Origin of the sequence: Piscinibacterium candidicorallinum (assembly GCF_047549485.1) — a bacterium.
In the GTDB taxonomy this organism is placed as follows: Bacteria; Pseudomonadota; Gammaproteobacteria; order Burkholderiales; family Burkholderiaceae_C; genus Piscinibacterium; species Piscinibacterium candidicorallinum.
Map to the genome: position 1 here is coordinate 1,529,658 of NZ_CP180191.1, position 12,525 is coordinate 1,542,182.

Consider the following 12,525-nt stretch of genomic DNA (forward strand, 5'->3'; position numbering starts at 1 on the left):
AGGGTGCATTTCAATGGAGACCTTGAAGTGAATTCGTGGCTGGCGCCGATCGTCGATTTTCTCGCCAACAACTCGGTGGCAGTGATCATCGCTGCCGCTTTCATCGTGGCGGTGTCCGTCCATCGCTACTGGCAGTGGTTCCGCCCTGCGGCACTCGACACGCAGGCTGCACTCGAGCGACTTGCCGCAGCGTTGCAAGACTCCCCGGCGCATGAATGGCATCGGACGGCGCAACAGGCGCGCGACGCTTGCGGAAGCCAATCGGCGGTGAAGCAGGCATGGGCCGAGACCGAGGAGCGAGTCTTTGCGCTCGAGCAGGGCGAGCGCCGACTGCATGTGATGTTGTCTTCCCCCAGGGATATCTGGCAGGCTGACCGACTGCTGGGCCGATCGATCAACGTGCAGCTCGCAGAGGCTGCACCGAATCTGCTGGTCGGCGTGGGCCTGCTCTTCACGTTCTTCTTTCTGACGTTGGCCCTGACGCAGGCCACGGCAGCACTCCTGCCTGCCCCCGGCAGTGCCGCAGGCGCAGATCTGACTGGTGCGACCCGCGGCCTGCTCAGCGCGGCGGGTGCAAAGTTCCTGACGTCGCTGACTGGTCTGTTCGCGTCCATCTGCTGGACCATCGCCCAACGCAACAGGATGTCGAGGCTGCAGGCTGCTGCGGACGCGGTCGTCAATACGCTCGCTCAGCGGGTGCCGGTCGGGGGCACTGAGATGGCGCTTTTCAGCCAGTTGAGCTTCGGCCGCGCAACAGAGACCAACACTCGCCAGACCGTCGAGCTGGCCGAGGAGCTGCTCGAGGAGAGCCGGGAGCAGACTGGCACGTTCAAGCGCTTCGAGACGGACCTCGCGGTGACCCTTGCGAATGCCATCACCAAGTCATTCTCTCCTCAGATGGAGCGAATGACCGAACAGCTGGTCGGCGCCGTCAACGGGCTTGCAGGGCGGCTGGGGGCGATGAACGAGGATGCGCTCAAGAAGATGATGGAGGAGTTCTCGATCCTGATCCGCGATGGCATGAAGGCCGACATGGAGAACTTCAAGAAGACCCTCGCGGAGCTGGCCGAAGTCCTGAGCGCAAGCGGCAAGAGCATCGGCGAGGCGCCCAAGGAGATCGTCGAGACGCTGCAGAACCTGAACACGGCGCTCCAGACGCTGAAGGAGACCATGAACGATCTCGACCTGACGCTCGACAACGCGGCAAACGTCGCGCGCAGCGGCGCCGAGACCTTCGACAAGTCTTTGTCGACAGCCGATGACTTCATTGCCCGTCTGCGCCAGTCCACGCAGGGCATCGAGACGGCTGCAGGTGCGTTGGAGCGGACGAGCGGGACACTGGACGAGGTGGCTGGCAGCGTCGAGGAGCTTGCGCGGGAGCAACGTGAAGTGGTCGGCGCGGTGCGTGATGCAACGCCTCAGGCGCTGCAGTCCATCCAGCAGGTCATCGCACTGCTGGAACGTACGGTCAGCGAGACCGCAACGCTCATGGTCCAGGCCCGCGATGCCATGACGACGACCGCGCGGACACTGGCGACGACAGTCTCCGAGGTCACCACAGGGGTCACCGAGTATTCAGGCGAAGTCGCGGAACTGCATCGCAAGATGGACGAGGCGCTTGCTCGCGCCGTCGGCAGCCTCGACAAGGGCGTGACCGGCCTGGAGGAGGCGATCGAGGAGCTCGGCGAGGTGCTGTCGAGCAGACTGCCGCGGGGGTGATGAATGCTGATCCCTGCACGAAGAACGGAACCGGATCGTGCGCCGCATGCCGAGGGAGAAGGCGGCTATCTCGCGTCCGCATCCGATCTGATGATCGGCCTGCTGTTCGTCTTCATCATCCTCGTGGTGGTTCTGGCGTTGGAGCAGCGTCGGCAGCAGCAGCTCATTGACGAGCAGCGTGCCGGTCTGATCGGCGCGGGCGATCCGCTGATCGTGGTGACCGGTGCGATCGGACGCGCGCTCGCCAAGGTGCTGCCCGAGATCCGTGTCGATCCGAAGACCGGGGTGATCAGCCTGCCGGAGGACGTGCTCTTCGCGCGCGGCAGTGCCCAGCTCAGCGAGCAGGGGCGTCGTGTGCTCGGCCTCGCACGCGATCAGCTCGAGCTTGCCATGCCCTGCTACGTGGACAGCGAACGGCGCAATCGCTCATGCGCCTCCAATCCGCACGGTCACGAGATCGAGACGATGTTCATCGAAGGCCACACGGACAGCGTGCCCTTTGCAAGCGGCGGACGAGACAACTTCGACCTATCGCTGGCGCGTGCACGGGCTGTGGAACAGGTGCTTGTCTCCGGCGGCAGTCTCGTGCGCTACCGCAACAGGGCTGATCAGCCCGTCTTCTCCTTCAGTGCGTATGCGGACAAGCGCCCGCTGCGCGGCACAGACCCGGCCGATGGCGTCAATCGTCGCGTCGACCTGCGCATCGTGCTGAGCTACAAGCCGATCGAGGAGCTGCTTCCGGCCCTGCGATCTGCCGGACCCGTGCAGGCGAAGCCATGATGTTCCGTCCGCTTCCCGTGGCGTTCACGTATCTGGAGGGCGTGACGCGAGCGATGGACTTGGCCGCATTCAGTGCTCCGCCCGGAAAGGTGGAGGTGATCGGTATGCGGATGCGCCGGGCCTATGACCGTGCTCGGGCCCAGGGCTACGCGACGGTATCCGCCAGCGAGATGCGCAAGCTGCCCTATGCATGGTGGATCAGAGGGCAGCCGCCGCTGCACGAGCTTCACCCTGAGCTGGTCGGACGCTACTGGCGCGAGGCATTGCCACGTGCTCTGCAGGATGGCCCGCGGCGTGCCAGACGTTGGCTGATGCCCCTGTTCTTTACCTACTGTGACGCATTCGATCCGGGCAACGGCTGGTTCCTCGAGTACGCCTCGCGCCTGAAGCGCATGATCGACTTGACGCCTGGTGCGCCTTGCGATCAGTTGAGGCAGCTGCACGCGGAAGTCGGGTTCTTCGAACCCGCGCGGGCACCGAGCGGCGTGGCGGCGTCGTTCATGGCGTCCGCCGACCCGATCGATCGGTGGCTCGAGAGAAACCGTCTGTGGGCAGGTTTCGTGGACACGGCCATCGGGGCAGCTGCATTCCGGGCTGCTCTTGCTGGCCGCGGGGATGTGTTTGCGATCGAACGAGCCGTCGAGCGTGCAATGGCCTGGGCGGCAAGCGCGGCAGCACCGATCGAGAGCAGCGTGCATCGCATCGATTTCGCAGAGGCGCTGCTGACGCCCTGGGTTCGGCGCCAGCCGCCCGACTCGCTGAAGACGCGGCTGACGCGGCTGTTCATGGAGCGGTACAAGGACCCCCGGATCGCCGGCCACCGCGCCCACGCGTGGAAGGGCGTGTCGCAGGACGCACTGCGGGTACTGCTCGGCTGGCTCGCGGGCGACACCTTGCGCGGCTTCATCAGGATTCTCGAGCAGACGGCCGATGACATCTGGCGCTACAGACAGCGCTTCTGGATGGCGTACTACGAGGCCGGTCATGTCGATGAAGTGTGGCTCGCCCTCGGCCCTGATGCGAGTCGGCTTGTTCGACGTCTGCGCTCCGAAGTGCTGGGCCTTGGTGCCGGGGAGATGGAAGGAGGCGCCGCGCGCAACCAGTCGGTGATGCTGCTGCGGATCGGTCAGCTCGTGTTCACCGAGTGGAGCCACAACGGCAGCCTGCGAGCCTATGCCGAGACCGATCCGGACGCCCCGAGGCTGTACCAGAGCAGCTACCACGGAGCTGATCTGCGGGACGCGGAATCCATGGATTTCCACGACGGGATGAATGAGCGACCGCAGTTGACGCACTTCAACTCCCAGGGGGGCGGCTGGCAGCGCAAGGCTCGCGACTTCATCCGTCGTCACACCGGCATCCATCTCGATGACGAGGAGATTCTTTGAAAGTCGACCTCCACGTTTCCGGTGCCACCTGGCACCTGGACCGCCCGGTCAACGAATGGCTGGACACCCTGCCAGTTGCAGCAGCAGCGTCAGTCATTGCAGGGCTCGAGTCGGGTGAGTGGCAGGCGGCGCAGGGCTCGCTTGCCGCCCGACCGCGTGCCATCAGCGAACTGTCAGAAGCGGCAGCACGAGCGCTGGGTCTGCCGCCCGCCGCGCCGCATGGGCTCGACATCCGTCTGTCCGGGCGCATGGGTCTGGCGGACTGCGCGCTGACGGTCAGGTGGCTCCAGCCCGGCAGGACGGTCACGGCGCGAAACGTTACCCAGGACGGACCGTGGCTCGTCGTCGATGCTGGACGGTGGCGCATTGCCCATCCTGCGTTGGCTATCATCGAACTCGTTCACCGGTTCAACGCATCCGTCGGCGCGGATCTGGAGCAGCAGTTCCGCCATTGGGCAGGCATCCGTGCGCTGCTCGGCGACGACGGAACAGCCCGGCTGACTGACGCATTTCTCGCGGCGTTCCGGGTGATCACGCCGACGGCGGTGACGTTCAGCGTGAGCACAACCAACGATGGACACGTCCAGATCGCGCCGGTGGTCCTCGTGTCCCGACCTGCGCGGGATGGTGATGCATCCGAGCATGTGCGGGCGCTGACCGAAGCTGATGAGGCGCTGCTTGCACGTCGTATCGACCAGCTGCCTGAGGGTGCTTCCGCGTTTCCTCTGGCGAACGGGACCTACGTGATCGTCGATGAACCGGTCAGGCAGGCGATTGCAGCGCTGCGCCGGCTGCGCCATGCACCTCAGGAGGTACGGATCCGCGCAGCGCGTCAGCCTGACGCGGTGGTACGGGAAATGCTCGGCGCCGAAGGCGACGAGGCTTGCGTCTTCATTGAAACCGATCGGTTCGGCGATCGCGTGATCGACATCGGTCAATGGCAGCCGCCGATCGTGCCCTGGATCAAGATTCCGCCGCAGGAATGGGATGCGCCGATCGAGTCGGGTGTCCGCATTGACGGGCAGGACGTCGCGCTCGACGCGGTGCAGCTTGCATCCGCAGTCGAGCACATCCGATCCGCCATGGCCGCAGGCCAGCCGACAGTGAAGATCGGCGACGCGGAAGTGCGCGCTACGCCGGCAAACCTCGCAGCGCTTGAGCAGCTCGCTGCGGAGGTCTCGCGGCGCACAGGCAACAGACGGGAACGCGAGGATACCGACCCGCGTGTCCTGATCATCGAGACCAACCTCGAGCGCGCGGGGTTCAACCGCGCTCGTGGTGCGGCTCGGCCGGGGGTGATCGCCATGCCCGCCGGCGTGAGGACCACGCCAAAACCACACCAGGTGACCGGAGTGCAGTGGATGCAACGCCATTGGGTATCCGGCAGTCGCGGCGCCCTGATGTGTGACGACATGGGGCTGGGCAAGACCTTTCAGGCCCTGATGTTCTGCCGCTGGGTGAAGGAGCTCATGGATTCAGCGGAGATTCCGAGGCAACCCATGCTGATCGTGGCTCCGGTCGGTCTGCTGCGCAATTGGGAGGCGGAGATCGCGCTGCATCTCGAAGGGACCGGTCTCGGCCGGGTCGTACGCGTCTACGGAGATCATGCCCGCGCATTGAAGACAGGCCGTCATGTAGACGGCACCGCGCGGCTGGACGCCTCGGCAATCGCTCGAGGAGATCTGATCCTTGCCAACTATGAGGCGGTCACCGAGTACCAGCTGGCTTTCGGCTCGGTCCCGTTTGCGGTGACCGTGCTCGACGAGGCGCAACGGATCAAGTCGCCCGGTGCGCGCGTGACCCATGCCGTCAAGGGGCTGAACGCGGGCTTCATGTTGGCAATGACCGGCACCCCGGTGGAGAACCGGCTCGCCGATCTGTGGTGCATTGCCGATGCAGTGCAACCAGGGGCACTCGGCGAGCTGAAGAGTTTCAGCGCGCGCTACGAGCGCAATGATGAGCATGTGGAGGAGTTGCGGGATGCGGTGTGGCACAAGGAGGAGGAGGAGCGCGGGCCGCCGCGGCTTGTGTTGCGCCGGCTGAAGACCGACAAGCTAGAGGGTCTGCCGCCAAAGCATGTGCATGTACACACGCGGAACATGCCCGCGCCGCAGCTGGAAGCCTACGTCCGGGCGCTTGCGGTTCGTAACCTGACCGGTTCATCGGGCACGCTTGGAATGATCCAGGACCTGCGCAGGATCTCGCTCCATCCCGCGCTCTTGACGCCGTCTCTCCAGCGCGAGGAGTTGCGGGTAGAGGACTCTGCGCGTCTGGCGGCAACCATCGATGTGCTGGATGGCATCGCGGAGCAGGGCGAAAAGGCCCTCATCTTTCTGGAGAGCCTTGATCTGCAGGAGGCTGATCAGCTTCCGACGCTACTTGCAAGACGCTACCGGATGCGCCGGAACCCGATGGTGATCAATGGCAGCGTCAGCACGGAAGTCCGCCAGACGCGAGTGGATACCTTCCAGCGCGAGAAGGGCTTCGACGTGATGCTTCTCTCACCGAAGGCAGGCGGCGTGGGTCTCACGCTGACCGCCGCCAACCACGTCATTCACCTGTCGCGATGGTGGAATCCGGCGGTCGAGGACCAGTGCTCGGACCGCGTGTATCGCATCGGTCAGACGCGACCGGTCCATATTCACTACCCGTTGGCAGTGATGCCGGGGCATGAGGATCGGAGCTTCGACATGCAGCTGCAGCGCCTGATGGACCGCAAACGCGGGCTTGCGGCGAGCCTGATGGCCGCACCCGCATTCACCGACGCCGACTATCGGTCGCTGCTGAATGGGCTGGGGCTGGATGGTGCAGCGGCGGTACTTCCGCCAGCGATGGAGGCGGTTGATGGCTGATGCGATCGTGCTCATCGAGCGCGCGTTGCGGAGGATCCCGTCGGATTCCTGGAAGGTATTTCTGGCCAGCCGGTATGGAAGCAGACTGCGCGAGTCGCTATCGCTCGTGGAACAGACGCTTTCGGGCTTGGGCGGAGCGAAGCGCTCGCGTGCGGACATCCCGTCGCATCTAGCACGTACCGAAGGTCCGGGTCTGATGCAGGACTCGGTCCTCGGTCCCTGGATCCGGGAACAGTGGTTGCGCGGTTGCAGCACCGCGACGTGGCAAAGGCTCCTCGATCGCTACAACGAACTGAGCAGCAGCAAGACCGGCTCGATCCGCAGCGATGCAACACAGCGCGGTCATGCACCCGAGACCATAGCCGCCTACTGGCACCAGGGTGGCGCATGGGCACGCTTCTTCTGCGCGGCTTTGCGTCTGCCCGATGCGTTCTGGCGGAGACGTGATCAGCTGAAGGTCGAGGACATGGAGGTTCTCCCGGGAGCGCCTCTGCCGGCTCTGCATGACTTCCAGGTACAAGCCTACGATCACCTTCGTTTGCTGCTGCGCAGCCGTGCCCGTGGACGCTCAGCGCTGCTGTCCCTGCCGACCGGCGCCGGCAAGACACGCGTGGTGGTCGAGGCGATCTGTGATCACCTTGCGAAGAGACTCCCGGAATCCGCATCCTCGGTGCTCTGGATCGCCCATTCTGCCGAGCTGCAGATCCAGGCGTGGGAGTGCTTCCGTGCCGTCTGGCAGGTGCCGCCCCTCCGGGGCGCGTTTGAGCCCATTGCCCGTTTTGAACCCCTCTCGCTGGTCCGCCTTTGGGGCGGCCGAGACCCGAAGAGCCTGCCGGATGCGCCTGCACAGCCTGAGGTGTTGATCGCGAGCATCGATCAGCTGGCAAGCTGGTCGCGTCGCGATCCGGCAGCGCTTGCCCAGATCCGCGATCGAAACCTGGCTTGTGTCGTCATCGATGAGGCACACGGCGCGATCACCGCAGAGTTCAGGGGCGTACTCGAGGCATTGGGGGTGAAGGCGAGCGGGAAGTGGCTCCCGGAGCCCTCAGCCCCTTTGCTGATCGGCATGACAGCGACCCCCTGGCGCACCGATGACACGCAGGACGCAGCGCTCAGGCGGATGTTCAGCAGGCGACTGGTCACGTCACGGGCCCTTGGTACGAGCCCGGTCGGGACCCTCCAGCGGCGCGGCATTCTGTCGGAGATCGACCACATCAGGTTGCGGGTACGGAACGTACCCGCCATGACCCCTGCACAAAGACGCCACGTGGAACGCTTCCACGAGATCCCGCCTGAGTATCTGGATCGACTCGGCGGGTCCGTCGACCGCAATCGACAGATCGTGGAGACGCTGGCCGCAATGAGAGGCGCGGCCAAGGCCATCGTGTTTGCCTGTTCCATTGCACACGCGGAGATATTGACTGCTTGTGTGGAACGGATCAGAGGTCCTGGGACTGCGATCGCGATCACTTCAGCAACGCCGCGCGGGTCGCGCTCATTGGCAATCGAAGCGTTCCGTCGGAAGGACGGCGGGCCGTCGGTGCTGGTCACGGTAGGCGTTCTGGCGGCAGGGTTCGACGCACCGAAGGTTGACGTCGTCCTGATCGCAAGGCCGACAATGAGTGCAACGCTGTATGAACAGATGGCTGGGCGAGGGTTGCGCGGTCCGGCAAATGGCGGGACGAAGCGATGTCGTCTGATCGACGTCCAGGATGAAGGGTTGCCGGATGGGGTGCTCAGCTATGCGCGCGTGATGGAACGCTGGGAGCGCTCCCCCCGCGCCATCACGAAAAGAGGCATCGGCTAGCGGGCAGGCCCAATGCGCGAGGATCGGGAGCGGGCGGCAAGAGAGGCATCGAGATGGTGGACGTCGTTGACCCGCATACACGCTCACGCATGATGGGGGCGATCCGCGGCAAGGACACGGCCCCCGAGTTGCTTGTGCGGAGAGCGCTGCATCGCATGGGTCTGCGATTCAGGTTGGGTGGATGCGGTTTGCCGGGCAGGCCGGACATTGTGCTGCCGAGGCATCGTGCCGTGGTGTTTGTCCATGGGTGCTTCTGGCACCGGCATCAAGGCTGCGCACGCTGCACCACGCCGGCAACAAACTCGGATTTCTGGCAACGGAAGTTCGCGCGAAACATCGAGCGTGACGGCGAGGTCCAGCGCCTGCTTGTGATCCGGGGTTGGCGGGTGTTCGTCGTCTGGGAGTGTGAACTCGCCGATGAACGTGGACTGATCGACCTGTTCTGGCTGATCCGGGCGGGCACTCCAGGTACACCTTCAGCAGCTTGCGACTGACGTGGGTAGGGCCGGGGGTTAGCGATCGGGGAAACAAAAAAGCCCTTGAAAATCAAGGGCTTGGGTATGCAGCTGGCGGAGAGGGAGGGATTCGAACCCTCGGTACGGTTGCCCGTACGCCTGATTTCGAGTCAGGTACATTCGACCACTCTGCCACCTCTCCGGCTCGGTCGTCAGCCCTCTAGTGTATCAGAGCAGTTCCGGCGCTCCGGCTGGCGGCTGACAGGCGTTCAGCTGCGATCGAACCAGACAACGTGGTCAGCCTGCAGGCGGATGCCGATGGCTTCGCCGATGGCGTGGTCGTGGTGGCTGGGTACCAGGGTGAGTATCTCTCGGCCGCTGGGCAGGCGCAGGGTGTACATGAATTCAGCGCCGCGGAAGGCCTTGCGCACGATGGTGGCCTGAAGCGCTGCGTGGTCGTCATGCACCACATCATCGGGGCGCAGCAGCACGTCCACGTGGCGCGGTGGCAGGTGCGGGTGGTTGCACTTGTCGGGCGGCGTGATCCAGCCCAGTTCAATCAGTACATGGTCGTGGCCGTGGTCGGCAGGTTGGTGCAGCTCGCCGGGTACGAAGGCGCCTTCGCCCACGAAGTCAGCCACCACGCGCGTGGCCGGCTGGTGATACAGGTTGTAGGGGCTGTCCCACTGGAGCAGCTGCCCGCCGTGAATCACGCCGAGGCGGTCCGCCATGGCGAAGGCCTCGTGCTGGTCGTGCGTGACGAGGATGGCGGTGGTGCCGGTGGCCTTGAGCAGTGCGCGTACCTCGCTCGACAGGCGTTCGCGCAGGTCCACATCCAGGCTGGAAAACGGTTCATCCAGCAGCATGAGTGCGGGGCGCGGAGCGAGTGCGCGGGCGAGTGCCACACGCTGCTGCTGGCCGCCCGAAATCTCGTGCGGATAGCGCGCGGCCAATGCGCCCAGGTCCGCCAGCTGCAGCAGCTCGGCCACACGCTGATCGCGCTCTGCTGCAGGCAGGGCCTTCAGGCCGAAGCCGATGTTCTGCGCCACGTTCAGGTGCGGGAAGAGCGCAAAGTCCTGGAACACCATGCCTACGCCGCGCTCGTTGGGCAGCACCATCGCGCCGTCGCCGCTCAGCACGCGTCCGTTGAGTGCGATGCGCCCGGCCTGCAGGGGCATGAAGCCGGCAATGGCGCGCAGCAGGCTGGACTTGCCGCAGCCCGAGGGGCCAAGCAGGCAGCCGATCTCGCCCTGCGCCAATGAAAAGGACACGCCGGCGAGCAGGCTGTCGCGCTGGCCGGGGTAGCGCAGGCCCACGGCCTCCAGCGTCAGGAAGCCGGGGTGGGCCGGCGCGGCCGCGGCATGTGCGCGCGTGCCCGGCAGCGGCGAGCTCAGGGCCGGTGCAGCGCCTGCAGGCAGGGCGCGCAGGCCGGCCGGCGCGCCCGCGCTGGTGTGGCCTTCGAACTCCGTGCGTTGCTGCATCTGCATGGCAAACTGTGAAGCTGGTTGAGTTTGAGAATTGTTCGCATCTTAGTGCCCGGCGACGCGACCGTGCTCAAGTTAGGGTGTGCCAGGGCGACGCGGATTGATCCAGATCGTGCAGTGGTGTTGAGCGCTCTCGCGCTTGCCGCAGCGCTGCGGGCGCGTGTGGTCTGATCAGCGGCGCATTCGCCCAATGGCTGGATGCGCCGGGGCGCGGGTCGGCAGTACCGGCGAGGTTCAATGGCCTCCTCTGGGCTCAATTTGGCTGAAATCGATACTTTTTAATACGTCTAAATGCCGGTTTACGCATGTTAAAAGCCAATCTTCAATCATTGATTTATCGCCTTGCTTGTGTCCGAATTTGTAGTGAATTCCTGATCCACATCCCGACATGACCCTCAGCGTGAGCACCTCGCCCCAGGCTGCTGCGCCTGCCGCCGCAGGCCAGGGGCTTGTGCTGCGCTGGGCGGCGCTGGCCTTGGGCGGCCTGCTGCTGCTGCCCATGGTCGCCTTGCTGTTGCTGGGCCTGCAGGGGCTGGCCTCCGGCAGCTTGTGGCACCTGTTTGCCACGGTGCTGCCGGACGCGCTGGTGACCTCGGCCGTGCTTGCCGGCGGCACGCTGGCGGGGGCGGTGTTCATCGGCGCGGGCTGCGCGTGGCTGGTGGAGCGCTATGCATTTCCCGGCCGCGCGGTGCTTGGCTGGCTGCTGGTGCTGCCGCTGGCCATGCCGACCTACGTGATTGCCTACGCCTATACCGATCTGCTGCAGTTCTCCGGGCCCATCCAGCGCTTCATGCGCCTGGACTTGGGGCTGAGCTGGCGCCTGCCCGAGGTGCGCTCGCTGCCCGGTGCTGTGGTGCTGTTCTCACTGGTGCTGTATCCGTATGTCTATCTGCTGGCGCGCGCGGCCTTTGCCGATTTGCCGGCCTCGCTCGTGGAAAGCAGCCGCCTCCTTGGCGTGAAAGCCTCACAGGTGTTCTGGCGCGTGGCGCTGCCCATGGCGCGGCCGGCCGTGGCGGCCGGTGCGGCGCTGGTGGTGATGGAGACGCTGGCCGACGTGGGCGCCACCTATTACTTCGGTCTGCGGACTTTTTCGGCCGCCATCTACAACGCCTGGTTCGCTTTGGGGGACCGCCCGGCGGCCTTGCTCCTCGCACTGGTGCTGCTGGCGTTCGTGGGGCTGCTGTTCTGGATGGAGCGGCGCGCACGCCAGGGCATCAGCCATGCGGGTTCGCGCGTGGCGCGGCCCATGCGCCGTCATCCCTTGACAGCCAGCCGCGCCTGGCTGGCTACGCTGCTCTGTGCTCTGCCGGTGCTGCTCGGCTTTGTGCTGCCGGTGCTGGGTCTGGGCTGGATGATGCTGCGCGAGCCGGAGTGGACCACCCAGCTCGACCGCTTCTGGGGCTGGAGCTGGAACACCCTGCGCCTGGGTGTGCTGGGCGCCACGCTCACGCTGGCCATTGCTCTTCTGCTGGCCTATGCCAAGCGGGTCGCCGGCTCGCGCCTGCTCAACACCACCGCCGGGCTGCTCAGTTTTGGCTATGCCGTGCCGGGTGCGGTGATTGCCTTGGCGGTGCTCTGGCCGTTGGGCACCGCCGACCGCATGCTGGCCGAACGCATGGGCTGGACCGGGCTGATTTTCATCGGCACCCTGGGCGGCGTGCTGTACGCCTACGTGCTGCGCTTCTTTGCAGTGGCCTACGGCGGCATCGACACCGGGCTGGCACGCATCACGCCCAATCTGGACATGGCCGCGCGCACCCTGGGCGCCAGCCGCTGGCGCCTGCTGGTGGATGTGCACCTACCCATGCTGCGCCGGCCGCTGGCCGTGGCCTGGCTGCTGGTGCTCATCGACGTGATGAAGGAGCTGCCGGCCACGCTGATGCTGCGGCCCTTCAACTTCGACACCCTGGCCGTCATTGCCCAGAACCTTGCCAAGGACGAACGCCTGGCCGAGGCCGCGCTGCCCTCGCTGGCCATCGTCGCGCTCGGGCTGATCCCGCTGGTATTGTTGTCTCGCGTCATGCAGCGCGACGCCTGATG

8 protein-coding genes and 1 tRNA gene are annotated in these 12,525 nt (G+C 65.4%); 7 read left to right on the plus strand and 2 right to left on the minus strand.

Annotation, left to right across the window (positions count from 1 at the left end):
- Positions 1–27: 27 nt before the first annotated feature.
- Genes ACMDW7_RS06855 through ACMDW7_RS06880 form a run of 6 tightly spaced genes read left to right on the plus strand, consistent with a single transcriptional unit; the run spans position 28 to position 9,040 of the window.
- Positions 28–1,719 (plus strand): hypothetical protein, encoded by a 1,692-nt coding sequence (locus ACMDW7_RS06855; RefSeq protein WP_377302095.1) that lies wholly within the window; start codon positions 28–30, stop codon positions 1,717–1,719.
- Positions 1,720–1,722: 3 nt separating this feature from the next.
- Positions 1,723–2,499 carry a flagellar motor protein MotB gene (locus tag ACMDW7_RS06860; protein WP_377302093.1) on the plus strand — a complete coding sequence of 259 codons (777 nt, stop codon included), beginning with the start codon at positions 1,723–1,725 and terminating at the stop codon, positions 2,497–2,499.
- Positions 2,496–3,887 (plus strand): EH signature domain-containing protein, encoded by a 1,392-nt coding sequence (locus ACMDW7_RS06865; protein WP_414859631.1) that lies wholly within the window; start codon positions 2,496–2,498, stop codon positions 3,885–3,887. Before ACMDW7_RS06860 ends, ACMDW7_RS06865 begins: the two co-directional genes overlap by 4 nt.
- Positions 3,884–6,739, plus strand: coding sequence for a DEAD/DEAH box helicase (locus ACMDW7_RS06870; RefSeq protein ID WP_377302089.1), 2,856 nt, complete (start codon positions 3,884–3,886; stop codon positions 6,737–6,739). Before ACMDW7_RS06865 ends, ACMDW7_RS06870 begins: the two co-directional genes overlap by 4 nt.
- On the plus strand, positions 6,732–8,546 hold the full coding sequence (locus ACMDW7_RS06875; RefSeq protein WP_377302087.1) for a DEAD/DEAH box helicase: 1,815 nt from the start codon (positions 6,732–6,734) through the stop codon (positions 8,544–8,546). The genes ACMDW7_RS06870 and ACMDW7_RS06875 overlap by 8 nt, the downstream gene beginning before the upstream one ends.
- A gap of 53 nt (positions 8,547–8,599) precedes the next feature.
- The gene (locus ACMDW7_RS06880; protein ID WP_377302085.1) at positions 8,600–9,040 is read left to right on the plus strand and encodes a very short patch repair endonuclease; all 441 of its coding nucleotides are present in this window, start codon (positions 8,600–8,602) and stop codon (positions 9,038–9,040) included.
- Positions 9,041–9,113: 73 nt separating this feature from the next.
- On the opposite strand, the gene ACMDW7_RS06885 is transcribed toward ACMDW7_RS06880, so the two are convergent.
- Together ACMDW7_RS06885 and ACMDW7_RS06890 are read right to left on the minus strand one after the other, a co-directional pair.
- Positions 9,114–9,203 (minus strand) — tRNA-Ser (locus ACMDW7_RS06885).
- A gap of 67 nt (positions 9,204–9,270) precedes the next feature.
- On the minus strand, positions 9,271–10,488 hold the full coding sequence (locus tag ACMDW7_RS06890) for an ABC transporter ATP-binding protein (protein ID WP_377302083.1): 1,218 nt from the start codon (positions 10,486–10,488) through the stop codon (positions 9,271–9,273).
- 385 nt (positions 10,489–10,873) lie between these two features.
- On the opposite strand from ACMDW7_RS06890, the gene ACMDW7_RS06895 reads away from it, so the two are divergent.
- A complete protein-coding gene (locus tag ACMDW7_RS06895) occupies positions 10,874–12,523 on the plus strand; it encodes an ABC transporter permease (RefSeq protein ID WP_377302081.1) in 1,650 nt (549 codons plus the stop codon).
- Positions 12,524–12,525 lie beyond the last annotated feature (2 nt).

What these genes read in the sequence shown, in the direction of transcription:
- ACMDW7_RS06895 (WP_377302081.1), top strand. Translation starts at nt 10,874, where the DNA reads ATGACCCTCAGCGTGAGCACCTCGCCCCAGGCTGCTGCGCCTGCCGCC.
- ACMDW7_RS06890 (WP_377302083.1), bottom strand. Translation starts at nt 10,488, where the DNA reads ATGCAGATGCAGCAACGCACGGAGTTCGAAGGCCACACCAGCGCGGGC.
- ACMDW7_RS06860 (WP_377302093.1), top strand. Translation starts at nt 1,723, where the DNA reads ATGCTGATCCCTGCACGAAGAACGGAACCGGATCGTGCGCCGCATGCC.
- ACMDW7_RS06875 (WP_377302087.1), top strand. Translation starts at nt 6,732, where the DNA reads ATGGCTGATGCGATCGTGCTCATCGAGCGCGCGTTGCGGAGGATCCCG.
- ACMDW7_RS06865 (WP_414859631.1), top strand. Translation starts at nt 2,496, where the DNA reads ATGATGTTCCGTCCGCTTCCCGTGGCGTTCACGTATCTGGAGGGCGTG.
- ACMDW7_RS06880 (WP_377302085.1), top strand. Translation starts at nt 8,600, where the DNA reads ATGGTGGACGTCGTTGACCCGCATACACGCTCACGCATGATGGGGGCG.